This window comes from Corynebacterium guangdongense (genome assembly GCF_030408915.1).
Taxonomy (GTDB): domain Bacteria; phylum Actinomycetota; class Actinomycetes; order Mycobacteriales; family Mycobacteriaceae; genus Corynebacterium; species Corynebacterium guangdongense.
Genome location: NZ_CP047654.1, coordinates 1,575,252 through 1,599,158, shown reverse-complemented (window position 1 = coordinate 1,599,158; position 23,907 = coordinate 1,575,252). Strand labels below are relative to the sequence as shown.

Here is a 23,907-nt window from a genome sequence, read left to right as displayed (position 1 = left end):
TCCGCCCACCATTCTGAAACGGTGACCCCACGTGTATTGCCCGTTCTGCCACCATGAGCAGTCCCGAGTCATTGATTCCCGCGTCATCGACGCCGGCACCACAATCCGTCGTCGGCGGGAATGCACCTCGTGCCACGGCCGATTCACCACCATGGAGAAGGCCATTCTCCTGGTGGTCAAGCGCAACGGGCTGACCGAGCCCTTCAGCCGGGAAAAACTCATCCGAGGCGTCCGTCGTGCGTGCCAGGGGCGGGACGTGTCCGACGACTCGTTGAAAAAGCTCGCGCAGGAGGTGGAGGAGACCGTGCGCGGTCACGGCAGCTCCCAGGTCGACGCGAACCAGATCGGCCTGGCCATCCTCGATCCGCTGCGCGAACTGGATGAGGTGGCCTACCTGCGCTTCGCCTCGGTGTACAAGTCCTTCGACAGCGCGGAGGACTTCGAGTCGGAGATCCGGCTCATGCGCCGACGCGACCGCGACGATTAGAGTTTGTCGACCGCCTTTTCAATCCGGCGGGCCGAGATGGGCCGGGCGGTGCCCAGACGTTGTGCGAACAGGCTGACACGCAGTTCCTGAATCATCCAGCCGATGTCGCGGACGGCTTTGGAATTGGCCCTGTGTGTCGGCAACGTCTTCAGCTTCGTCGAGAGGTACCGCTTGACCGATTCGACCACGTCCTGCCGGTCAGCGTCCTTGTCCGGATCCAGCCCCATCTCCTGGAGCCGAATGAGCATGGCGTCAAGGTATCGGCCGAGGTGCTGCAGGTGAATCAGCCCGTGGACGGTGATCGCCTGCCTGGGAAGCATGAAGTCCAGTTGGCGGTTCATGTCGTCGATGGCGGGACCTGACCACTTGTCCAGTTCCGCGACCACCTTCGAGTGGATCACCAGCGCCGGGGCCAGCCCCACGACCACCCGACGCACCTCTCCTGGGACTCCGGGGGCGACCCGGGCACACAGCTCCTCGAACTTGTCCGGGGAGCGGACCGGGCCACCGTTCTTCATCATCAGGTCGCGGATGGCCGCGACTCGGGCGTCCTCGACCAGGCCGTCGAGGCCGCCGTGCGGGTAATGGTCGATGGCCACGCGTTGCTGCAGGGGGAGTCCCTTGACCATCTGCTTGGCGTTGACAGTGATGGAGCGCATGAGCATCGTCAGCGTCGCCGTCATCATGGACGCGTCAGCGGCGGCCTTCGTGGGCAGAACCTTGACCTCCACGCCGTCCTTGGTGGCGGCCAACGCGGGGTAGGCCTTCACCTGGTGGCCGTCGATGGTCTGGGTGATCTCCTCCGGGACGTCACCGAGATTCTCACCCGTCCACGTCGGGACCGAATCCGTCTCGACGTTGCGGGCCCGCTTGCTCACCGACGCCCGGACCGCACCGGCCTGGCGCTGTTGGAGAACGGCGAGATCTTTGTCCGAGTCAATGATCTTGCCGCGCTTGTCCACGGCCGCGTAGGTCATCTTCAGGTGCGGCGGCAACTTCGCGGGCTGGAAGTCGATGGCGTTGATGCCGTGGCCCCCCAGGTGACGCAACGCGTCGGCGACCTGCTCGATGAGGGGGGATTCCAGCGGGCGCAGCAACGGCATCACCCGGGCAGCGAAATCCGGTGCCGGAACGACCGTGCGGCGCACCGGCTTGGGCAGGGATCTGATCAGCTCGGTGACCAGCTCCTCGCGCAGACCAGGCACCAGCCAGTCGAACCCCTCGGTGCTCACGCCGGCGAGCAGAGGAACGGGCACGTGCACGCTCACGCCGTCGCGGGGATGGCCCGGTTCGAAGAGGTAGGAGAGATCGAAGGTCAGGCTTCCGGCCCGCCACGTGTCCGGGAAGGCTTCCCCGGTGATGGCGGCGGCATCGTCACTGAGCAGGGCGGCGGGATCGAAGTCGAGGAAGTCCGGGTCCTCGGTCCCCTTTGTCTTCCACCACCGGTCGAAGGTACGCGAGGTGGTCACCGAGTCCGGAAGCTTGGCGTCGTAGAAGTCGAAGAGCGTGTCCTCGTCAACCACCAGGCCGCGTCGGCGGGCCTTCTCCTCGAACTCGGCGGCGTGGGCCAGACGGTCGGAGTTGCGGCGGTAGAACTCGTGGTGGGTGTTCCAGTCACCCTCAATGAGCGCGTGGCGGATGAACATGTCCCGCGCGGCCTCGGCGTCGACCCGGTGGTAGGGGACCAGCCGGTCGGCGACGATGGTCACCCCGTATAGGGTGGTCTTCTGGTGGGCCATGGCCGCGCCGCGTTTGCGGGACCACACCGGTTCGGAATAGGTGTGCTTGAGCAGGGCACCGCCGGCGCGCTCGACCCAGACGGACTCGATGGAGGCGACGTCGCGTGCCCATAGGCGCGAGGTCTCGACCAGCTCCGCGGCCATGATGAACTCCGGGGGCTTCTTGGCCAGCGCAGACCCGGGAAAGACCATGAACTTGGTGCCACGGGCGCCCTGGAACTCCTTGGAGTTGCCGATCCGCGCTCCGATGTTCGACAGCAGTCCCGTCAGCAGTGACTGGTGGATGCCGTCCGGATCCCGCGGGGTGGCGACGTCCTCCCGGCGGGACCAGCCGAGCTGGCGGGAGACGTCGCGCAGCTGGCGAACGAGGTCGTACCACTCGCGGATACGCATGTAGTGGAGGTACTCCGACTTCATGCGCTTGCGGAACTGGTTGCCGGAGAGGTCGTCGCGGGATTCGTTGATGTAGTCCCATAGTTTGAGCGAAGCCAGGAAATCGGAGTTCTGGTCCTTGAAGCGGGCGTGCTTCTGATCAGCCTGCGCCTTTTCCTCGGTGGGGCGTTCACGCACGTCCTGGATGGTCATGGCCGCGACAATGACGGTGACGTCGTCCAGGACACCGAGACGGTTGGCCTCGACGAGCATGCGGGCCATCCGGGGGTCGACCGGCAGTCGGGAGAGCTCGCGGCCCACCTTGGTGAGCACGTGCGGGGAGTCGGTGGCGTCCTTCGTTTCCTCGAGGGCGCCGAGTTCGTGGAGCAGGTTCACCCCGTCCCGGATGGCCTTGTTCTCCGGGGGCTGGATGAAGGGGAAGGCCTCGATGTCACCCAGGTGCAGCGAGATCATCTGGAGGATGACGCTGGCCAGGTTGGTGCGCAGAATCTCCGGGTCTGTGAACTCGGGGCGGGACTCGAAGTCCTCCTGGGAGTACAGACGGATGGCGATACCGTCGGCCACACGGCCGGAACGTCCTGAACGCTGGTTCGCCGACGCCTGGGAAATCGGCTCGATCGGCAGACGCTGCACTTTCGTGCGGGTCGAGTATCGGGAGATGCGCGCGGTGCCGGTGTCCACGACGTAGTGGATGCCCGGCACGGTCAGGGAAGTCTCGGCGATGTTGGTCGCCAGCACGATGCGCCGGCCCGAGTGGGGGCTAAAGACTCGGTGCTGCTCTTCGTTGGAGAGTCGCCCGAACAGGGGGGTGACTTCCACGCCCCGCCAGCGGCGCCCTTCGATGGCCTCCATGGCGTCGCGGATGTCGCGTTCTCCAGCGAAGAAGCAGAGAATGTCGCCCGGGCCTTCGGCCATGAGCTCTTCGATGGCCTCGCACAGTCCGTCCAGCGGGTCCTGATCGACCAGCTTGCCCGCCGCCTCGAACTGGAGGGGGCGGTAGCGGATCTCCACCGGGTAGGTGCGCCCGGACACCTCGATGATCGGGGCCGGGGAGCCGTCGGCCGACGCGAAGTGCTCGGCGAAACGCTCCGGGTCGATCGTCGCGGAGGTGATGATCACCTTGAGGTCGGGGCGCTGGGGCAGCAGCGTCTTCAGGTAACCGAGCAGGAAGTCAATGTTGAGCGAACGCTCGTGGGCCTCATCGATGATGATGGTGTCGTAGGCGTTGAGGTATCGGTCGCGCTGCATCTCCGCCAGCAGAATGCCGTCAGTCATCAGCTTGACCGCGGAGGTTTTCGAGATCCGGTCGTCGAAGCGGATGGCGTAGCCGACGGTCTCGCCGATCTGCTGTCCCAGCTCCTGGGCGATGCGTTCGGCGACGGTGCGGGCCGCGAGTCGGCGCGGCTGGGTGTGGCCGATGAGGCCGCGGCGTCCCCGCCCCAGATCAAGGCAGATCTTGGGGATCTGGGTCGTCTTGCCGGAGCCGGTCTCGCCGGCGATGATGACGACCTGGTTGTTCTCGATGGCCTCCGCGATCTCGTCGCGGTGGGCGGAGACCGGGAGCTGCTCGGGGTACTCGATCTCCGGGATGGCGGCGTCGATCGCCGACACCCGGGCGGCGGCCTGGGCGATCTCGTCGCCGATCGCGCTCAGGGCCTTGGGCGCGCGGGCCTTGCGCAGGCGTCGCCGGAAGGAGCGCTCGTCGGCGAGCGAGACTCCGGCGAGCGCGTCGTAGAGTTCATCGCGGGTGGGGGCATCAGCAGCACTAGTCATAGTCGACTTGACAGCCTACCTTTCCGCGAGGTCAGCGGGAATTCGGCGCGGCGACAGTGGCCCGGGCGCTGATAGCGTAGGAGACGGCAAACCCGGAAGAAAGCGAGCCAGCGATGAGCAGTCCGTACCACGGATCCCCCAACGACGACGACCAGGCCGGACGTGACGGCGCCGACAAAGCCTCCCCGGATCTTCCCGCCTACCGGCCGACACCCCATCCGGAGGACGCCGGTCCCCACGCCTTCCCCTCCTACGGAATGGGCTACGGGATGGGCTACCGCCAGGGAGTCGACGGCGGGTACCGACCCCGGCCGCTCGGCGCGGCCGCCATGGAACAGGGCAGCGGTCGAATTGACGTCATGCGTGCCATTTCCTGGGGGTTTCGGCAGGCCTACCGCAACTGGCCCGTCTGGATTCTCGGGGTGCTGGTCTTCATGGCCTTCTCGGGGTTGGCCGGTGCGATCGGCGGCCTCGTTGGCACGCCGGGGGTGAACGGCGCGGGTATGGCGGTCAGCTCCGTGCTCAATGTTCTGGTCAGCCTGGCGCTGGTGGCGGTCGGCGTGTTCGCCCTGCGTGGAGCGCTGCACCAGGTCGATGAGCCGGGTATGGGGTGGGGCCACTTCACTCGGGACGTCAACTTCTGGCCGACCCTGTTGCTGCAGTTCATCATCGGCCTCCTGACGACCGCGCTGATGGCGCTGGTGGCGGGCGGGATCCTCCTGGGCTCCGTCGACCAGTTCGCCGATCCGACGGCGCTCGACCTGGCCACCGAGGCGGAGCTTGCCGCGTGGTTGGCTGCCCTGGTCGGGGCGCTCGCGCTGGTGCTCCTGGTCAGCGTCCTGTTAAACCCGTTGGTCGTGTTCATGCCCTATTACCTGGTGGAGCGCCGGGCCGATCTTCTCGGCTCCGTCCGGGAGGGCTTCCGGGCCGGGATCCGGAACTACCTGCGGCTGCTGCTGACCTATGCGGCGGCCGGAGTCCTGGCTGTCCTGGCCGTCGTGCTGACCTTCGGCGTCGCGGCGATCTTCCTCGTCGGCCCGTGGTACCTGGCCCAGGCGCACATGTACCGCCAGGCGGCCGGTGGGGCGATTCCGGCCCGCTGACACGGCCGCCACCGCGACAAGAGCCAGGGCACCCCACAGAAGGCTTCTGCGGGGTGCCCTGGCTTTCGGGACGTGGGCGGGGCTACTTCACGACGGCCTCGGAGCGCACGGGTTCCTGCTCGGCGACGGCCGTCTGGAAGGCGGAGGTGACTAGCTCACCCAGGCGCAGGAACTCGACCGAGCGCGTGGAGGAGGAGCGGTAGACCAGTCCGATCTCGCGTTCGGCCTGGACCCCCTCGGCGAAGTAGGAGATGGCCACACCCGGTCGGCGGGCCTCGGCCTCGATGGCGGATATCGGGACCAGGGTCGCGCCGAGACCGCTGATGACCAGCTGGATGATCGTCGTCAGCGAGGCGGCGCGGGTGATGGTGTTGGTGACCTCGGAGGGGTTGAGGGAGGCCCGTCGGCACAGGTCGAGGACCTGGTCGCGGAGGCAGTGCCCGTCGTCGAGCAGCAGCAGCTCGAGATCGGCGAGATCCTCCAGCGTGAGGTCGTTGCGGTTGGCAAGCGGGTGGCCTTCCGGCAGTGCGACGGCGAAATCCTCCGTGTACAGGGAGTGCTCGATCATGCCGGTGACCTCCGAAGGCAGGGCGATGACGGCAACGTCGATCTGGCCGTCGCGCAGCTGCTGGAGCAGGTACTTGGTCTGCTCCTCGACGATGCGCGGCTCCAGGTCGGTGAACTCCTCGTTGATGGCCGAGAGCAGGCCCGACAGGATGTAGGGGGCGATCGTGGGGATGAGGCCGATGGTCAGCGGGCCGGTCAGGGTGCCGTGCGCGCCACGGGACTGGGCCAGGAAGGCGTCGGCGGCCTCCAGCGTCGATTTGGCGTAGGGCAGGAGCTGCTCGCCGGCGGGGGTGACGATGACCTTTCGGGTGGAACGCTCGATCAGCTGGATTCCGAGTCCCGTCTCCAGCGCCACCAGGGCCTGGGAAAGTGAAGGCTGGGAAATGCTCAGTTTGTTGGCGGCGGTACCGAAGTGCTTGTTCTCGGCAATCGTCACGAACGTGCGCAGCTGGGCCAACGTCGGGCGATACTCCTTATTGCTCATGGCTATAACTATACATACAGGCAATAAGTTTCAGGCCATCCGGGCGGGACCCATTTCGATTTTATCGAAAAGGCCTCACACCTGCTCGACCCGAAGCTGCTCGAGCCGGACCTCCCCGGCCTCATCGGAGGCGTCCAGATCGACGACCCCGACCAGTGCGAAGGAGTTGTCGCCCTCCGGATCCTTGATCGTCTGGCGCACCGTCCACCGACGGTCGTGCTTTTCCACGTGGAAGTACTCACGGCCGCGGCCGGCGTTGGTGGTGTCGATGTCAGCGTACTCGGCGAAGTAGTCGTCCAGGGCGGCTGCCCAGTCGGGCGCCTCGTCGCCGAGGTACCCGACGATCTGCTCGAGCTGCTCCTCGCGCTCGAAGGCGAACATTTCGACCAGGCGGAAGAAGAGGTTGCGGACCATGACCGTGAAGGCTCGCGGATTGGCGGTCAGCGCCTCCGGGTCCTCGACGCCGAAGGCCAGCTCGCGCTGGAGAGTCTCCTCATCGATGGGGGTGTCCTCGTCGCCCATCCGGGCCCACTCGTCGACCAGCGAGGAGTCGACCTGCTTGATCAGCGCGCCGAGCCACTCGATGATGTCGGCGAGTTCTTCCGTGACGTACTCGGCCGGGACGGAATTGCGCAGCGTGCGCCAGGCGTCTGTGAGGTAGCGAAGCACGACCCCCTCCGACCGCGCCAGGGAGTAGGTGGCGACCAGGTCGGAAAAGGTCATCGCATGTTCGATCATGTCTCGGACGATGGACTTGGGGGAGAGCTCGAACTCCTTGGCCCAGGGGTTGCCCTCCCCGAAGGTCTCGAAGGCCTGCTCGAGCAGCTCCTCCAGCGGCCTGGGGTAGGTGACTTCCTCGATGAGCGCCATGCGCTCGGTGTACTCCACCCCGTCCGCCTTGAGCCGGGCGATCTCCTCGCCCCGGGCGGCGGACTCCTGCGCCTTGAGGATCTGCCGGGGGTCGTCGAGGATCGCCTCGAAGACGCTGATGATGTCGAGGGTGTAGGTTTCGCTCTCCGGGTCGAGCAGCGACAGGGCAGCCAGGGCGAAGGGACCCAGCGGCTGGTTGAGCGCGAAGTCCCGGGGCAGTTCCTTGACCAGGTGGTAGGTGCGTCCGTAGATGTCCCGGCCCTTGACGTGGCGCTTGACCAGGCCCGCTCTCAGCAGGCCGCGGAAGAGCTCCAATGTGGTGAGAATGTCGGCGTTCTGTTTGCTGCGCGTGTCGTGGTTCGTGCGCAACAGGTGCTTCATGTGCTCGTAGGTTTCGCCGTGGCGGGCCAGCACATTGAGCAACATGGAGTTGGAGACCCTGAACTGGCTGTTCAGCTGCTCGGGCTCGGCGACGGTGAGCCGCTCATAGGTCTTCTCCGACCAGGTGACCTCGCCCTCGCGGGCGGACTTCTTGCGAATCTTCTTCGCCTTCTTCGGATCCGTGGTCGCCTTGATGCGCAGTTTGACGTTCTCGATCTCGTGCTCCGGCGCCTCGACCACGACGGTGCCCTCGGTGTCATAACCGGCCCGCCCGGCGCGGCCCGCGATCTGGTGGAACTCGCGGGACTTGAGGATGCGCTGCCGCGTGCCGTCGTACTTGGCCAGTCCAATCATCAGCACAGTGCGGATGGGCACGTTGATCCCCACGCCCAGGGTGTCGGTGCCGGAGATGACCTTGAGCAGTCCGGTCTGCGACAGTTTCTCCACCAGTCGTCGGTACTTCGGCAGCATGCCCGCGTGGTGCACGCCGATGCCCCGGCGCAGCAGTTTGGACAGCTCTTTGCCGTAGGTGGTGGTGAACTTGAAGTCGCCGATCTCGGCGGCGATGCGCTGCTTGGTCTCCTCGTCGATGATCTTGAGGCTGGTCATCGCCTGGGCACGCTCAGTGGCCTCCCGCTGGGAGAAGTGCACGACATAGATCGGGGCCTTGCCGGCGTCGAGAAGCTCCTCGATGGTCTCGTGCACGGGGGAGTAGACGTAGTGGAAGTCCAGGGGGACGGGGCGCTCCGAACCGCCGACATAGGTCGTCGCACGGCCGGTGCGGGCGGTGAGGTCCTTTTCCAGCCAGGCGGTGTCACCCAGGGTCGCCGACATGAGGAGGAACTGCGCCTTCGGAAGCTCGAGCAGGGGTACCTGCCACGCCCAACCGCGGTCGGGTTCCGAGTAGTAGTGGAACTCGTCCATGACCACCTGGTCAATCGCCGCGTCAGCGCCGTCACGCAGCGCGATGTTGGCGACGATCTCCGCGGTCGCCGCAATGATGGGGGCCTTGCCGTTTACCGTTGCGTCACCGGTCATCATGCCGACGTTCTCGGGTCCGAAGATCTCGCACAGTGCGAAAAACTTCTCGCTCACCAGTGCCTTGATCGGCGCGGTGTAGAACGTGCGCTGCCCCTTGGCCAGGGCGATGAAGTGCGCCGCGTTGGCCACCATCGACTTGCCTGATCCCGTGGGCGTGGCCAGGATGACGTTGTCACCGGCCAGCACCCCCAGGGACGCCTCCTCCTGAGCCGGGTAGAGGCTGATGCCCCGGGTACGCGTCCAGGAGAGGAAGCTCCCCCAGATGGCTTCATCCAGAAGCGACTCGGGAACGTCTGTCAGGTCAGGAAGCATTTCGGCGAGAGTCACGCCTGCCAGGGTACTTCACCCCCTCGGTGTATCGACGCGCACGCCCGCCGGGGTACCGCTGACGCGTCGACCCGGCGGGCGTGGAGCAGAAAGGAAGGGGCGCGCCTACTCCGGGCGCCGGCCCTCGCCGGAGTCCTCCCCGGGGTCGGTGTCCTCATCGGTCTCACCGGCGTCCTCACCGAGCGGGAAGATGTTTTCCGACGACGGGCCGTTGAGCTCACCGCGGCCCCGGCTGGTCGGCTCCTCCGGGGCATTGGTCCCGTCCTCGATCGAGGCCAGGAAGGCCTCGAACTCGGCACCCAGCTCATCGCCCGAGGGCATCGCCTCTTCGCCGGGAAGACGCATGTCCGGATGCTTCTGGCGGTAACGCTCCAGCTCCTGGTCGTACTGCGCCTCCAGTGCGTGGACCAGATGCATGATCTCCGGGTTGGCCTCCATGTACTGGCCCAGCTGCTGGTTCGCCCGCTGAATGTCCGCCTCCAGACTGCGCAGCGGGAACTTGAGCCCGGTCGCGTCCTGGATGGCGGTCAGCAGCTGGTGCGTCGCCAGCGGGTACGGCGACTGGGAGAGGTAATGCGGCACCTGCGCCGTGAAGCCACCCACATTGTGGCCGCGCTTGTGCAGCTCCCGCTCGATGAACAGCGCAGCCGCGCCGGGAACGGTGAGCCGGGCATCCCAGGTCACCAGATCCCCGACCAGGTCCTTGGAATTGCCGTGCGCCATCACCACCATGGGACGAGTGTGGGGCACCTGCATTGGGGAGGCGTAGAGGCTGATGGTGCGCCCGACCCGGTACTTGTCGGCCAGGTCCGCGACCGCCTGGGTGAAGCTCTCCCAGCGGAAATCCGGCTCCGGACCCGACAACAGGAGGAAGGGCTTGTCATTGGCGTCGCGCAGCACACGGATGTCCAGTTGCAGATCGGTGAACTCCCCCAGATGATCCTGCTCCAGGGTCACCGCCGGCCGACGGGAACGATAATCAATCAGTTCGTCATTGCTGAACGAAGCGATCGTGGCCGACTCCAGCGCGGCCCGCAGATGCCGGGAGACCCCGTCAATGGCGTGACCGGCGTCCGCATACCCCTGGAGAGCGATAATCATCGTCGGACCGTCAGCCTGGTCCGAACCCACCTCCGGGGAGGGGTACTCCAACTCATACATCCTGTTTTCGTCGCTCATGACAGGCCTCCTTGCCTCAAACCGCTACTCAACGACTCTAACGCGCCCCCGGGACGGGGTTCGCGCCCATACAGGGTTCAACGGCCGGACCGGCCAGAAAATTCCCGGGCCCGGCCACCCTCAATTTAACAACCCGGGTTATCCACAGGATTTGGCCCCCGGGCGGGCCACGCCGCGCGGGGGCCGACGACGCCGGTGAGACTGACGGCCATGACCTACCGAGACACCAGCCAGACAGAGACCACCGCCGTCCTCGCCAACCCCGGTCCGCTCATCGCCAATCTGCCCGCCATTCTCGGCTTCTACCCGCAGGAGTCTCTGCTGATGATCGGCCTCGACCGACTCCACCCCGACTCCGGCCGCTACGCCCTCGGACCCGTCCTGCGCGTCGACCTCGACGACGACTGCGCGTTCACCGCCCTCCTCGACATGGCCGCCGCGCCGGGAACGCCCCTGGACTGCGACCTTCTCTTCGCCGTCATCGTCAGTGGGGACCTGGATCGCGGCGATGCCGTCGCCGGGGCGCTCCACGCCGCCTCCGGGGACAGGGACCTGCCGATCGCCGGGTGCTGGTATGTCCCGGAGATCCTTGCCGGGGAGACCTACTCGATGGTTTTCGGACCCGCCGCACCCGCGGAAACCGACCCCTGGACGGCGGGGCAGCTCCCCGAGATCGTCACCACTGTGGCCATGGACCCGTGGCACCGCGCCGGGTCGTTGCCGGAGCCGACCCGGGCGGAGGCCGTCGAGAAGCTGGGGCCGGGCAACCGGCGCCTCTCCGACGCCGACACGGCCCTGGTGCAGCGACTGGTGGAGGAACTCGTCGATCCGATTCTCGCCCGGCCCTGTCACCGGGACGACCACCGGCTCCTGTCGTTGGCCGTCGACGCCGGGTACGCCATCGGCGAGGTCGATGACGTGGGCGACCCTGCGGCGCTCACCGACGCCGCCGAGGGCGACGTCGAGCTTCTGGCCTCCGTGGGCGTCGCGCTGGCTCATGTCCGGGCCCGCGACCTGGCCCTGCACACCCTCGTGGAGGCCGGCCCCGCCGCCGCACCCGTCCTGCTGGCCGTCGCCCGGACGTTCACCGGAACGGTCCGGGCCAATGCGCTGTGCGCCTATGCCGTGGTGCAGGCGCGGCGACAGCTGCCGATGATGGCCCAGCACGCCCTCATGGCGTCAATGGAGGAGTTCCCCGACCATGTGCTCACCGGGTGCCTGCTGGAGGCCTCGCTGATCGGTCGGCTCGCGGAGATCACGGAGTCGGCGGTGGTTGAGAGTCGCCGGATCGCGGGGCGGGTGGCCTCGGACTGCGACGGCTGTGGCTACGGGACGATCAGCGGCTGGGAGTGACGGTCCGGGCCCGGCGGGCGCTGTGGGCCCGGTCGCCGAGCTGGGAGGTGAAGGCCCACGCGTCGGTGACGATGGTCTCCAGATCGGTGTACTGCGGGTCCCAGCCGAGCTCCTCCATGATCTTGCGCGAGGAGGCGATCAGCGTCGCCGGGTCGCCGGCGCGGCGCGGGGCGACCTCGGCCGGGATCGGATGGCCGGTGACGGTTCGGCACATGTCGATGACCTCGCGCACGGAGTAGCCGTCGCCCGAGCCGAGGTTGTAGATGCGGTGGCTGCCGGGCCGGTTGGTTTCCAGCGCGAGCTCGTGGGCGTGAGCGAGGTCGCGGACGTGGATGTAGTCGCGCACGCAGGTCCCGTCGGGGGTGGGCCAATCCTCGCCGAAGATGAAGATCTTGTCGCGGTGACCGAGAGCCACCTGCAGGATCAGTGGAATGAGGTGGGTCTCGACGTCGCGGTTCTCGCCTACCTCCCCGTAGGCGCCGGCCACGTTGAAGTAGCGCAGACTGGTCGCGCCGATGCCGTGCGCCTGGGCGTAGGAGGTGATCGCGTAATCGATCGCCAGCTTGGTGGCGCCGTAGGGGTTGGTCGGGTTGGTGGCCATGTCCTCCGTGATCGGCACCTGCTCCGGTTCGCCGTAGGTGGCGGCGGTGGAGGAGAACACGAGGTTGGTGACCTCGTGGCGACGCATCGCCTCGAGCAGGCCGAGGGTGGCGACGACGTTGTCGCGCCAGTACTCCTCGGGCACCTCCATGGATTCGCCGACCAGCGAGCGGGCGGCGAAGTGGACCACGCCGTCGTAGCCGCCGTCGGCGAGGATTTCGCTGGCCATGTCCGGCACGTCGCCCTGGACGAAGGTTGCCTCGGCCGGAACGGCCTCGCGGTTTCCGGTGGTCAAGTTGTCGAGGACGGTGACCGAATGCCCGGCTTCGAGGAGTACCTTTGCGCACACACTTCCGACGTAGCCGGCTCCGCCGGTGACCAGCAGCTTCACAGAAAATCGCTTCCTTCGGGAAAGGGGGTTCTAGGCGTCGATCTTCTCGACGCGCACGGCGTGCGCGAGGTCGTCGGAAAGCTCCACCGTCGCACCAGACTCGGTGGTGATCGTGACGGTGAAATCCCTGTTGACGATGTCGACCTGGGCACCGACGACGATACCGACCTCATTGAGCGCGCGAAACTGGGCGGCGTCCACCTGCAGGATCTCGTTGATCTGGACGATCCGGGCGCGCACCGGCGTCGACTGCTTGAGGTCGATGGCGCGCACACCCGCGTCCGGTTGCTCCGTGACCTCCACGCCCAGCTCGCTCAGTCCCGGGATCGGATTGCCGAAGGGGGAGCGGGAGACGTCGGGGAGCAGCTCGACCACCTTGCGCTCGACCTCCTCGCTCATGACGTGCTCCCAGCGGCAGGCCTCGTCATGGACCTGGTGGATGTCCAGCTTGAGAACGTCAGTCAGGAGCAGCTCGGCCAGGCGGTGCTTGCGCATCACGGAGGTGGCCAGTTCGCGGCCGGATTCGGTCATCTCCAGGCTGCGGTCCGGGCGGACGATGAGCAGACCGTCCCGCTCCATGCGGGCGACGGTCTGGGACACGGTCGGCCCCGACTGCTCCAGGCGCTCGGCGATACGGGCCCGCAGGGGAGTGATGCCTTCCTCTTCCAGTTCGTAGATGGTGCGAAGATACATCTCGGTGGTGTCGACGAGTTCCCTCATCTGATGGTTCCCCTTTCCAATGGTGACCCGCGGCGGCGGGCACCGCCGCGTGGCCGGCCGGGCCCGTGCGCGGTCGTGACAACTATAGGTATCCTACCCGAATCGCGGGGAGGCTTAATAAGCGCTTCTTAACGCATGCACCCGCCGGGCGACGCTCGGCGTCGACGGCGGGTGATGGGGCCCGGGCCCGCTAGAGGGCGTAATCGCGCAGGCGATCGGCGCGGTGGCCGTCGCGCAGCTTGCTCATGACCTCCCGCTCGATCTGACGCACGCGCTCGCGCGAGAGCCCGAATTTGCGGCCGATCTGGTCCAGGGTGCGCGGGACGCCGTCGTCGAGGCCATAGCGCAGCCGGATGACGTCCTGTTCGCGCTGTTCCAGCGTGCCGATCACGTCCCGGATGTCGGAGTGGCGCAGACTTGCGACGACCGCGGATTCGGCGTCGGTGGCCTCGGCGTCCTCGATGAAGTCCCCGAGCGGGGCTTCCTCGTCCGCGCCGACCGGCATGTCCAGGCTCACCGGGTCACGCGACTGCCGAAGCAGCATCTCGATCTTCGATTCCTCGATGCCGGACTCGTCCGCCAGCTCCTCGTTCGTGGCCTCACGGCCCAGGTTCTGGTAAAGCTCGCGCTTGATGCGGGAGAGCTTGTTGACCTGCTCTACCAGGTGCACCGGGAGGCGGATGGTGCGCGACTGGTCGGCCATGCCACGGGTGATGGCCTGCCGGATCCACCAGGTGGCGTAGGTGGAGAACTTGAATCCCTTGGCGTAGTCGAACTTCTCCATCGCGCGGATGAGTCCGAGGTTGCCCTCCTGGATGAGATCCAGCAACGGCATGCCGCGGCCGGTGTATCGCTTGGCCAGCGACACCACGAGACGGAGGTTGGCCTCCAGCAGGTGGGAGCGGGCCTTGCGCCCCTGGCGGGCGAGGATCTTGTAGTCGCGCTTCTGGGCGCGGGTCAGCTTGGCGTCCGGATCGTCCAGCAGGTGCTGGGCATACAGGCCGACTTCGATCTGCTGGGCGAGATCGACCTCCTCCTCGGCGTTCAGCAGGGCCGTGCGGCCGATGCCGTTGAGATACACGCGCACCAGGTCTGCTGACGGATTGTCGTTGGTCTGATTGCGACGCGAACGGCGATCAACCTTTTCTTCGCCGTTCTGGGTGTTCTCGGAAAAATCCTGGGAGGATGGTGATGTCATCCGTGGCCTCCTTTGAAGTCCAGTCTTAACCCCTCCAACGGCTGACGCCCGGATAAAGTTCCCGAAGCGTTACCAGCCGTTCCGCACCGGGGGTGGCGCAGGGGGTAGGGCAGGCGTTCAGCGGGTGTCCACCAGAACGGTGAAGGGGCCGTCGTTGACCGAGGCAACCTTCATCAGCGCGCCGAAACGGCCGGTCTCCACCTCCAGGCCCCGGGAGCGCAGTCCAGCCGCCACCTCCTCAAACCGTGGCTGGGCGACCTCACCCGGCGCGGCATCGGTCCACGAGGGGCGCCGTCCCTTCGCGGTCCGGCCCTGGAGCGTGAACTGGCTGACGAGCAGTACGGGCGCCCGGGCGTCGACGACGTTGACCTCCCCGTCAAGGATCCGCAGCTCCGCGATCTTGCGGACCATCGTGTCCACGTCCTCCTCGGTGTCCTCGCGGTGCACCCCGACCAGAGCGAGCAGTCCACCGGTCACGGGAGCCGTAATCGCTCCGACGATCTCGCCGTCGACGGTCACCGTGGCCTCGGTGACCCGCATCAGCACCGCCTTCATCAGTCCTCCATCAGCTCGGCCGGGATAAGGAATCCGTGGCGCACCAGGTCGACGGCCGCGCCGACGGCCTGCTCCAACAGTTCCTCGGCGCGGTCGTCGTCGAGTCCGCAGGCGGCCGCATAAATACCGACGACCTCGGCCAACGGCAGCCCGTCCGGGTGGAGTCCGGCCACGATGGCGGCCAGCGCCTCGTCGACCTCGTGGGTGAAGCGGGGGCCGTCGGTCCGGGTCAGGCGCAGCGCGGCCGGGGCGAAGCCCATCCCGGTCTCCTCGTCGGTGACGGCGATCTCCTCCCGGGCGACGCCGGGGCGCAGCCGGAACCGGGTGTCGGCGATGTGGCCGCGGTCGGCGTCCCGGAGCCAGGCGGTCCGGGCGAAGTACTCCTCGACCTCGGGACCGAGCGGATCGTCGAAGTGCTGGGGGATTTCCTCGATGACGACCTCGGAGGGGCGATCGCCGATGTTGCGCAGTGCGACGAAGCCGAAGCCGATGCCGGCGACGTCGTGCTCGGCGAAGTGGTTGAGCCAGGCCTCGGCGCGCGCGGCGGATTCGAGGGAGCGCGGATCCAGGGACTCGTCCTTGAGCCAGGTGCCCACGTAGAGCTGAGGATCGGCCAGGTCCCGCTGGAGAATCCACGCGTCGACCCCGCGCTCCGGGATCCAGGACGCCAGGCGCTGGCGCCAGGAGCCGTCAGTCGGATGGATCCAGGCGGCCAGCAGGTGCGCGGTGCCACCCTCGACGAGGTACCCGGGCGCGGAGGAGACGACCAGCTCGCTGGCGCCGTCGAGGTTGAGTCCGGAGTCGCGGTAGACGTGGCCGACCTCCGGCAGCCCCACGACGAACGGAGGATTGGAGACGATGCGGTCGAAGCGGCGGCCGGACACCGGCTCGAACCAGGAGCCGGTCAGCAGCTCCACACCGTCAAGTTCGTTGGCCGCCAGCGTCGCCTCCGCCAGGGCGATGGCCCGGGGATGGACGTCGATGGCCGTCAACGAGGCGGCGGCGCGGGTCTGGCCGAGCAGCTGGATCCCGGAACCGGTGCCGAGATCAAGCACGGAGTCCACCGGCGAGGTCGGGGTCGAACCCAGCAGGCTGAGGCTGGCGGCCCCGACGCCCAGGACGTGCTCGGGACCCGGCACATGTGCGGTCATGGAGGCGTCGGCGTCGGAGACCACCAGGCGCTCGACGCCGTCGATGACGTGTGGACGAACATCGATGAGCAGACGCACCCGCTCGCCCTCGGTCGCGAGGACGTCAGTGAGCTGTTCCACGACGGGCGTGCCGACCAGGCGGTCGAGTTCGGCGGGGGCGATCGGGTCGCGCAGGATGAAGGCGCGGATGAGCCCGGCCTGCCCGTCGGTGCGGGCGCCCAGGGCCCAGCGCACGGCGCCGGGCTCGCCGCGGTGCAGGGCCGCCAGGGGCCCCGGGCCCAGGGCGGACGCCAGGCCGGACGTCGTCAAGCCTGCCCGGCGAAAAGCCACGCCGATCGCGCGGGCCGCCTCAGTGATGTTCAGGTCGTTCATCCTCATCCTTAACTTCGTCGATCGTCTCCGGGGCCTCGAGCTCCGGTTGCGTGGGGGCGCTGAGCTGCTGGTGCCGCTGCTGCGCCAGGCGGGCCTGGCCCGGTTTGTACACCGATTGGGAACGCCGGTCACGTTTGCTGGCCTTCTCGTTGGCGAAGACCACCGCCAGTCCCGGAAGCGGCACCGAGATCATCAGCAGCAGCAGACCCACCCCCCACTGGCCGTAGACCCCCCACATCACCATTGCCAACGCCAGGAGCGGAATACGCAGCACCTGCAGGATCGTGTAGACGACCTCCCGCTGGTGACGGTGCTGGGACACGGTCTGGGTCGCATCGGTGATGAGGGCGGCGGGGGTGCGGCCCACCCATGGGCGAATCCGCTTCGGGGGACGCTCCACCGCCTCGCCGTCGATATGCTCGACGGGCTCATCCTGGGGGTGGTTGTGATCGCTCATCGACCTCAAGCGTAGACCCTGCCCCGAAGAACCGTGACTGCCTGCCTCATTCGCAGGCGGCGCGGGTTCTGGTGCATGATGGGGGACTGAAGTCGAAGAGGAAGGGATGAACATGAGTGCGGATACGACGACCAAGACAATCGAGCGTCCCGACACCCGGACGACCACGAGCACCGGTGACGACACCCCGAAGTTCTTCCATTACGTCAAGAAGAACCAGATGACGGAGTCCGCCGTGACCGGCAAGATGGTCGTGGCCCTGTGTGGCGAGACCTTCCCGGTGACCAAGCAGGCCAAGCCCGGCTCCCCGGTGTGCCCGGACTGCGAGCGCATCTACAGGGGGCTGCGCAAGAAGTGACGACGCCTAGTTCCGGGCTGCGCGCCTGGCAGCAGGCAGCCCTCGACAAGTTCAACGCGACCCGCCCGCAGGACTTCATGGCGGTGGCGACCCCGGGCGCCGGTAAGACCACCTTCGCCCTGACCATGGCCTCGATGCTGCTGGCGGACAAGACCGTCCAGCGCGTCATCGTCGTGGTACCCACCGAGCACCTCAAGCACCAGTGGGCGGGCTCGGCCGCGCGGTTGGGGATTTCCCTGGACCCGGAGTTCACCAACTCCTCGGCGGTCAACCCCGCCTACGACGGAGTGGTGGTGACCTACGCCCAGGTCGGCATGCATCCCTTCAAACACCACGCGGTGGCCTCCAGCCGTCGCACACTGGTCGTTCTGGACGAGATTCACCACGCCGGCGACGCGAAGAGCTGGGGCGACGGCGTCAAGGAGGCCTACGCCGACGCCACCCACCGCCTCGCGCTGACGGGTACGCCCTTCCGCTCGGACGATTCCCCGATTCCCTTCGTGCGCTACGAGGAGGACGGGGAGGGGCACCTGGTCTCCTGCTCGGATTACTCCTACGGGTATTCCAGTGCGCTCGCCGACGGCGTCGTGCGCCCGGTGGTCTTCCTGTCCTACTCCGGTGAGGCCCGGTGGCGCGACTCCGCCGGGGAGGAGTACTCCGCCCGGCTGGGCGAACCGCTCAACGCTGAGCAGACCGCCCGCGCCTGGCGCACCGCGCTGGACCCCAAGGGCGACTGGATCCCGGCCGTGCTGCAGGCCGCCCACACGCGTCTGCTGCAGATCCGGCGCAACGTGCCCGACGCTGGTGGACTGGTTATCGCGACGGACACGAAGACGGCGCGCGCCTACGCCCGCATCCTGCGTCAGATCTCGTCCACCCCGGTGGCGGTGATCCTCTCCGACGAACCGGGCTCCTCCGAGCGCATCGACGAGTTCAGCGAGTCCACCGACGAGTGGATGGTCGCCGTCCGCATGGTGTCCGAGGGCGTGGACGTTCCGCGACTGTCGGTCGGCGTCTACGCCACCTCGGCCTCGACCCCGCTGTTCTTTGCCCAGGCGATCGGTCGTTTCGTGCGCTCCCGGCGCAAGGGCGAGACCGCGAGCGTCTTCCTTCCCTCGGTCCCGGTCCTGCTGGGCCTGGCCGAGAACCTGGAGAAACAGCGCGACCATGTGCTGGGCAAGCCGGACCGGCCTAAGGAGGGCTGGGACGACGACCTGCTCGCCGAGGCCAACCGTGAGCAGAATGAGCCCGACGAGCCGGCCTCCTATGAGGCCCTCGGCGCCGAGGCCGAACTCGACTCGCTGATCTACGACGGCTCCCACTACGGCACCGGAACCTTCACGGGCTCCGCAGAGGAGGAGGAGTACCTGGGCCTGCCCGGGCTTCTCGACGCCGACCAGGTCAAGGCCCTGCTGCGCAAGCGACAGGAGGAGCAGCTCGACGCACGGGAGGCCCAGGACAGGGCCCGCAAGGAACGCGAAGCGCAGGAGGCGCACAAGCGTGAGGTGCTCGGCGTGCCGACGACCATCACCCCCAGGGGAAGCGGGGGCGCGGAGGCGGCGGCGGAGGTCGCCAGTGAGGAGATCCCGCGCCTGCGTAAGGAGCTCAACACGATCGTTTCGATCGTTTCCGGTCGCACCGGCCGGCCGCACGGCGCCGTGCACACCGAGGCCCGCAAGGCCTGTGGCGGACCGCCGACGGCCCTGTGCACCGCGGAGCAGTTGCGCGACCGCATCGCGTATCTCCGGGACTGGTAGGCCACCCGCTAGGGTGTCTGAGCATGAGTGAGTCACCCGGCCCGGCCCGCCACACCGTCCAGCCCCGGCGCATTCTCGCCCCGGACCTCGCCCGTGGCATCGCCCTGCTGGGCATTGCCTGGGCGAACGTGTCCACGGCCTGGGTCATCACCGATGATTCCGTGCCCGCCGCCTACTTCGGCGGGGTCGTCCACGGGGCCGCGGACCGGGTGGTCGTGGTCCTTGCCGCCATGTTCGCCCATGTCCGGGGACTGCCGATGTTCACCACGCTGCTCGGCTTCGGAGTCGGGCTTGTCGCTGCCGGCCTGGCCCGCCGCGGTTACGGGGCAGGGCGGATCCGGCGTTCCCTGCTCCGTCGCTACGGTGCGCTGCTGGTATTCGGCCTGGCGCACTGCCTGCTGCTCTTCTTCGGCGACATCATGATCCTCTACGGCGTCATCGGCATGGTTCTGGCCCTGGCGTTCACGCTCAGTGACCGCGCGCTGCTGGGGATGGCCGGCGCCCTCTTCGCCCTCCACCTGCTGGGCAGTGCCCGCACGCTCGGTGACGAGAACGTCGCCCTGTCCGTCCCCGAGTTCGGCGGTTACGCGGAGTACGTCTCCTACAACGCCGCCTGGGCGACCGGCTACCTCCTGTCCGCGCCGATCGCGCTGACGAGCATGCTGCCGTTGGCCATCCTCGGGTACGTCGCCGCGCGGCGCGGCGTCCACCGGGACCCGATGGCACACCTGCGCATCCTCACGGTCTGGGTGCTCGTCGCCGGCGCCATCATCCTCGCCGTGGGTCTGCCGTGGGGGCTGTCCGCTATCGGTGCCCTGCCGGGCGCGTGGGAGGACGTCCTCATGAATCTCAATCAGATGCTGGGTTATCTCACCGGCCCCGGGATTTGCGCGGGCGTCCTGCTGGCGTCGCGGAGGCTGCAGGAACGCCTTGACCGGGGAGCGAGCCTGCCCCCGGCGCTGGCGCCGGTGCAGGCGCTGGGGCAGCGCTCCATGAGCGGATACGTCACCCAGTCGCTGCTCTTTGTTCCGCTGACCATGCCCTTCCTGCTCGGACTGGGGGAGGGGGCCGGGGCTGCCGGATTACTGCTGCTGGCTCTGGCCGTGTGGGCGGTGACGCTGCTGGCGGCCCAGCTGACGGCGCGCGTCGGCAGGCCCGGCCCCGCCGAGTCCGCCCACCGACGCCTGGCCTACGGGCGGCGGGGACCGGGGAAATGAGAAATGCCCTCCGAGCATCCGGAGGGCATCGCCTGGCTAATCCAGGTAGTCGCGCAGGACCTGGCTGCGCGAGGGGTGGCGCAGCTTGGACATGGTCTTCGACTCGATCTGACGGATGCGCTCACGCGTGACCCCGTAGACCTGGCCGATCTCGTCGAGGGTGCGCGGCATGCCGTCGGTCAGGCCGAAACGCAGGCGGACGACGCCGGCCTCGCGCTCGGACAGCGTCTTCAACACGTCCTGCAGCTGATCCTGCAGGAGGGTGAAGGAGACCGCGTCCACGGCGACGACCGCCTCGGAGTCCTCGATGAAGTCGCCGAGCTGGGAGTCGCCCTCGTCACCGATGGTCTGATCCAGGGAGATCGGCTCACGGGCGTACTGCTGGATCTCGAGGACCTTCTCCTCGGTGATGTCCATCTCCTTGGCCAGCTCCGCCGGCGTGGGCTCGCGGCCCAGGTCCTGGAGCAGCTCGCGCTGGATGCGGCCGAGCTTGTTGATGACCTCGACCATGTGCACCGGGATGCGGATGGTGCGGGCCTGGTCGGCCATGGCGCGGGTGATGGCCTGACGAATCCACCAGGTGGCGTAGGTGGAGAACTTGTAGCCCTTGGAGTAGTCGAACTTCTCCACCGCGCGGATGAGACCGAGGTTGCCCTCCTGAATGAGATCCAGGAACGCCATGCCACGGCCGGTGTAGCGCTTGGCCAGGGAGACCACCAGACGGAGGTTGGCTTCCAGCAGGTGGTTCTTCGCCTTGCGCCCGTCGCGGGCGACGGCCCGCAGATCGCGCTTGACGGTCGGGGACAGCTTCGCGCCGGCGTCGCCGGAATCCACGGCCTTCTGCATCTCGTCGAGACGGTGCTGCGCGTACAGGCCGGCCTCAATGCGCTTGGCCAGGGACACCTCCTCCTCGGCGTTGAGGAGGGCGACCTTGCCGATCTGCTTGAGGTAGGCGCGGACGGAGTCGGCCGAGGCGGTCAGCTGGGCGTCCTTGCGAGCCTGGCGCAGGGTCGCGGACTCGTCCTCGTCCCAGACGGAGGAGCTCTCCTCCTCGTCCTCGTCGTCCTCCTCGTCCTCGACGACGTCCTCATCCTCGATGAAGTCGTCTTCGCCGTCGGCGATCTCCGGATCGAAGTCCTCGTCGTCCTCCTCCAGATCAGCCTCGATCTCGACGCCGGTGGTCTCAAGCTCGTCGTCCTCGAGCGGAGCCGCCTCCGAGGCGGTCGCCGGGCTGGTAGCCTTCTTGGCGGTGGTTTTCTTCGCCGTCTTCTTCGCGACCGTCTTCTTGGCTGCGGCGGTGGTCTTCTTGGCCGGGGTCCGCTTGGCGACCTTCTTGGCGGTCTTTTTCGCGACCGTCTTCTTCGCGGTCTTCTTCGCCGGAGCCTTACGCGCGGTCTTCTTCGCCGGAGTTCCGGCGGTCGCCGACTCGGCGGTGGCCCCGGTTGAGTCCTGGCCAGAGGTATCTGTGGCTGCCACGTACGCCCTTTCGCAGAGTTGCTCGTCTTACTGTGGGTACAACCGGACGGAGGGGGAAAATGTTCCACCCGTGCGCGGATGCACTGTGTTCGACCGCCTAGCGCAGTCGAACCGCGTTGTAAAGGTCTGAATCCACCCTAGTCATGCTTCCGCGCCGTCGTCGTCGACCGGCCGGAGAACACTTCAGCAGGGGTGATGCTGGCCCTTGTGTTGAACGGCCTCCCAGTGTACGTCAACGCAGCACCGGGGGCCGCACTCGGCCCTAGGGAGCGAGGTGGTCGGTCACGGCCATGGCCGCGCCGACGATGCCCGCACGGTTGCGCAACTTGGCCGGGATGACGGGGGTGGCGATCTCCAGGCGCGGCAGCCATTTGTCGTGATTGCGGGAAATGCCCCCGCCGACGATGAACAGCTGCGGGTTGAACAACGCCTGGAACTCGGCGAGGACGACGTCGACGCGCTTGGCCCACTTCTTGTAGGACAGCTCCTCCCGGTCCTTGGCGGCAGAGGAAGCCAGGTGTTCGGCCTCGTCGACCGTCCCCTGGTAGTTGACCAACATGTGCCCGACCTCGGTGTTGGGGAAGAGCCGACCGTCGAGCAGGAAAGCCGAGCCGATGCCGGTTCCGAAGGTGAGGAAGATGACGGACCCGTGGCGGGAGGCCTCCTCGCCGTAGGCGACCTCGGCGAGACCGGCTGCGTCGGCGTCATTGAGGGCCACGACCTCGCGACCCGGCAGGTGCCGTCGGAAAAGTTCGGTGATGTCGGTGCCGATCCAGGACGGGTCGATGTTGGCCGCCGACAAGGCGGTCTGCCCCCGGATGACGCTGGGCAGGGTGAGGCCGACCGGCCCCTCCCAGTCGAAGCGGCGGACGAGTTCGACGACGGTCGCCGCCACCGCGTCCGGCGTGGCCGGCTGCGGGGTGAGGATCTTGAGGCGGTCGCCGATGAACTCTCCGGTCGCCAGATCAACGAGCGCGCCCTTGATTCCGGAACCCCCCACGTCCACGCCGAAAGCGGTGCCCGTTCCTGCGGTGAGCGGGGTGGGAGTACTGGGGGTCTGGGTAGCCATGGGCACAACAATACAAAAGCCGGGCACAATAGGGGCATGAGCCACAACACCCCTGCCGTCCTTCGCACCCTCGCCGTCGATCTGGCGACCCGCACCGCCGAGAAGATCAACGCCAGGAGGGCCGAGCTCGGTGATCTGCGCGCCTATGTCAGCACCAAGTCCAGCGTCGTCGATCCGGTCACCGTGGTCGACACCGCCGCGGAGGCCTTCATCTCCGACGAGCTGGAACGGCTGCGTCCGGCCGACGGGCTGGTGGGGGAGGAGGGCAACGAGGGGGCGTCGACAAGCGGGGTGTCCTGGATCGTCGATCCCATCGACGGCACGGTCAACTTCCTTTACGGACTGCCCCATTACGCCGTCTCCGTCGGGGCGGCCGTCGACGGCCGCCCCGTCGCCGGCGCGGTCGTCAACGTGGCCACCGGAACCATCTTCTCGGCGGCGGAGGGGGAGGGCGCGACCGTCACGGTCGGCGAAAAGACCGTTCCACTGCAGGCCAGCGCCACCGTCGACGTCGAAACGACGCTGCTGGCCACCGGCTTCTCCTACTCCGCGGCGCGCCGCGCGCAGCAGGTCGAGATCCTGGGCAGGCTCATGTCCCGGGTGCGCGACGTGCGCCGCATGGGCTCGGCCGCGCTCGACCTGTGCGCCCTGGCCGCGGGCCATGTCGACCTCTATTACGAGCACGGAATCCACTCCTGGGACTACGCCGCCGGGGTGATCATCGCCCGGGAGGCGGGGGCCGTGGTGACTCACCCGCCACTGTCTGTGACGGGGCAGGAATTCCGCCCCGTCGTCGGCTACGCCCCGGGGTTGGGGGGCGTCATTGACCCGGTGCTTGAGGCTGCCGGGGTCCACCAGCCGTTGCCGACTCTTCCGCACTGACTGAATA

General features: G+C 67.6%; 19 protein-coding genes. 7 read left to right on the top strand and 12 right to left on the bottom strand.

The window, feature by feature from the left end:
* Window positions 1–31 precede the first annotated feature (31 nt).
* Window positions 32–487 (top strand): transcriptional regulator NrdR, encoded by a 456-nt coding sequence (gene nrdR / locus CGUA_RS07585; protein ID WP_290194323.1) that lies wholly within the window; start codon window positions 32–34, stop codon window positions 485–487.
* Here nrdR and hrpA read toward each other — a convergent pair.
* A complete protein-coding gene (hrpA, locus tag CGUA_RS07580) occupies window positions 484–4,392 on the bottom strand; it encodes an ATP-dependent RNA helicase HrpA (RefSeq protein ID WP_290194322.1) in 3,909 nt (1,302 codons plus the stop codon). The genes nrdR and hrpA overlap by 4 nt on opposite strands.
* 113 nt (window positions 4,393–4,505) lie before the next feature.
* On the opposite strand from hrpA, the gene CGUA_RS07575 reads away from it, so the two are divergent.
* Window positions 4,506–5,495 carry a hypothetical protein gene (locus tag CGUA_RS07575; protein WP_290194319.1) on the top strand — a complete coding sequence of 330 codons (990 nt, stop codon included), beginning with the start codon at window positions 4,506–4,508 and terminating at the stop codon, window positions 5,493–5,495.
* 82 nt (window positions 5,496–5,577) lie between these two features.
* Here the strand turns inward: CGUA_RS07575 and CGUA_RS07570 are convergent, their stop codons facing one another.
* From CGUA_RS07570 to CGUA_RS07560, 3 genes are all read right to left on the bottom strand, one after another.
* Complete coding sequence (locus CGUA_RS07570) at window positions 5,578–6,546, bottom strand: hydrogen peroxide-inducible genes activator (protein ID WP_290194317.1); 969 nt, start codon at window positions 6,544–6,546, stop codon at window positions 5,578–5,580.
* A gap of 75 nt (window positions 6,547–6,621) precedes the next feature.
* Window positions 6,622–9,165, bottom strand: coding sequence for a DEAD/DEAH box helicase (locus CGUA_RS07565; RefSeq protein ID WP_290194315.1), 2,544 nt, complete (start codon window positions 9,163–9,165; stop codon window positions 6,622–6,624).
* Window positions 9,166–9,270: 105 nt separating this feature from the next.
* Window positions 9,271–10,344: a PAC2 family protein gene (locus tag CGUA_RS07560; RefSeq protein WP_290194313.1), complete on the bottom strand. Its 1,074-nt coding sequence runs from the start codon at window positions 10,342–10,344 to the stop codon at window positions 9,271–9,273.
* A 210-nt stretch (window positions 10,345–10,554) separates the two neighbouring features.
* On the opposite strand from CGUA_RS07560, the gene CGUA_RS07555 reads away from it, so the two are divergent.
* A complete protein-coding gene (locus CGUA_RS07555) occupies window positions 10,555–11,697 on the top strand; it encodes a DUF4192 domain-containing protein (protein WP_290194311.1) in 1,143 nt (380 codons plus the stop codon).
* Here CGUA_RS07555 and galE read toward each other — a convergent pair.
* The 6 genes from galE to CGUA_RS07525 form a co-directional block, all read right to left on the bottom strand.
* Entirely contained in the window at window positions 11,681–12,688 is a 1,008-nt protein-coding gene (galE, locus tag CGUA_RS07550; protein ID WP_290194309.1) for a UDP-glucose 4-epimerase GalE, read from the bottom strand. The two genes, CGUA_RS07555 and galE, sit on opposite strands and share 17 nt — an antisense overlap.
* 30 nt (window positions 12,689–12,718) lie before the next feature.
* A complete protein-coding gene (locus CGUA_RS07545) occupies window positions 12,719–13,408 on the bottom strand; it encodes a metal-dependent transcriptional regulator (protein WP_290194307.1) in 690 nt (229 codons plus the stop codon).
* A 190-nt stretch (window positions 13,409–13,598) separates the two neighbouring features.
* Entirely contained in the window at window positions 13,599–14,606 is a 1,008-nt protein-coding gene (locus tag CGUA_RS07540) for a sigma-70 family RNA polymerase sigma factor (protein ID WP_290194305.1), read from the bottom strand.
* 117 nt (window positions 14,607–14,723) lie between these two features.
* Window positions 14,724–15,161: a D-aminoacyl-tRNA deacylase gene (dtd, locus tag CGUA_RS07535; protein WP_290194303.1), complete on the bottom strand. Its 438-nt coding sequence runs from the start codon at window positions 15,159–15,161 to the stop codon at window positions 14,724–14,726.
* On the bottom strand, window positions 15,161–16,690 hold the full coding sequence (locus CGUA_RS07530) for a DUF7782 domain-containing protein (protein WP_374725033.1): 1,530 nt from the start codon (window positions 16,688–16,690) through the stop codon (window positions 15,161–15,163). The genes dtd and CGUA_RS07530 overlap by 1 nt, the downstream gene beginning before the upstream one ends.
* A complete protein-coding gene (locus CGUA_RS07525) occupies window positions 16,662–17,141 on the bottom strand; it encodes a DUF3099 domain-containing protein (protein ID WP_290194298.1) in 480 nt (159 codons plus the stop codon). Before CGUA_RS07525 ends, CGUA_RS07530 begins: the two co-directional genes overlap by 29 nt.
* 112 nt (window positions 17,142–17,253) lie before the next feature.
* On the opposite strand from CGUA_RS07525, the gene CGUA_RS07520 reads away from it, so the two are divergent.
* Genes CGUA_RS07520 through CGUA_RS07510 form a run of 3 tightly spaced genes read left to right on the top strand, consistent with a single transcriptional unit; the run spans window position 17,254 to window position 20,473 of the window.
* Window positions 17,254–17,499: a DUF3039 domain-containing protein gene (locus tag CGUA_RS07520; protein ID WP_290194297.1), complete on the top strand. Its 246-nt coding sequence runs from the start codon at window positions 17,254–17,256 to the stop codon at window positions 17,497–17,499.
* Entirely contained in the window at window positions 17,496–19,256 is a 1,761-nt protein-coding gene (locus CGUA_RS07515) for a DEAD/DEAH box helicase (protein ID WP_290194294.1), read from the top strand. The genes CGUA_RS07520 and CGUA_RS07515 overlap by 4 nt, the downstream gene beginning before the upstream one ends.
* Before the next feature lie 23 nt (window positions 19,257–19,279).
* The gene (locus tag CGUA_RS07510; protein ID WP_290194292.1) at window positions 19,280–20,473 is read left to right on the top strand and encodes a DUF418 domain-containing protein; all 1,194 of its coding nucleotides are present in this window, start codon (window positions 19,280–19,282) and stop codon (window positions 20,471–20,473) included.
* A 36-nt stretch (window positions 20,474–20,509) separates the two neighbouring features.
* Here CGUA_RS07510 and CGUA_RS07505 read toward each other — a convergent pair whose 3' ends face one another.
* Both CGUA_RS07505 and ppgK read right to left on the bottom strand, forming a co-directional pair.
* Complete coding sequence (locus tag CGUA_RS07505; protein ID WP_290194290.1) at window positions 20,510–21,949, bottom strand: RNA polymerase sigma factor; 1,440 nt, start codon at window positions 21,947–21,949, stop codon at window positions 20,510–20,512.
* Between the two features lie 262 nt (window positions 21,950–22,211).
* Complete coding sequence (ppgK, locus tag CGUA_RS07500; RefSeq protein WP_290194287.1) at window positions 22,212–23,018, bottom strand: polyphosphate--glucose phosphotransferase; 807 nt, start codon at window positions 23,016–23,018, stop codon at window positions 22,212–22,214.
* A gap of 36 nt (window positions 23,019–23,054) precedes the next feature.
* On the opposite strand from ppgK, the gene CGUA_RS07495 reads away from it, so the two are divergent.
* Window positions 23,055–23,900, top strand: coding sequence for an inositol monophosphatase family protein (locus CGUA_RS07495; protein ID WP_290194285.1), 846 nt, complete (start codon window positions 23,055–23,057; stop codon window positions 23,898–23,900).
* Window positions 23,901–23,907 lie beyond the last annotated feature (7 nt).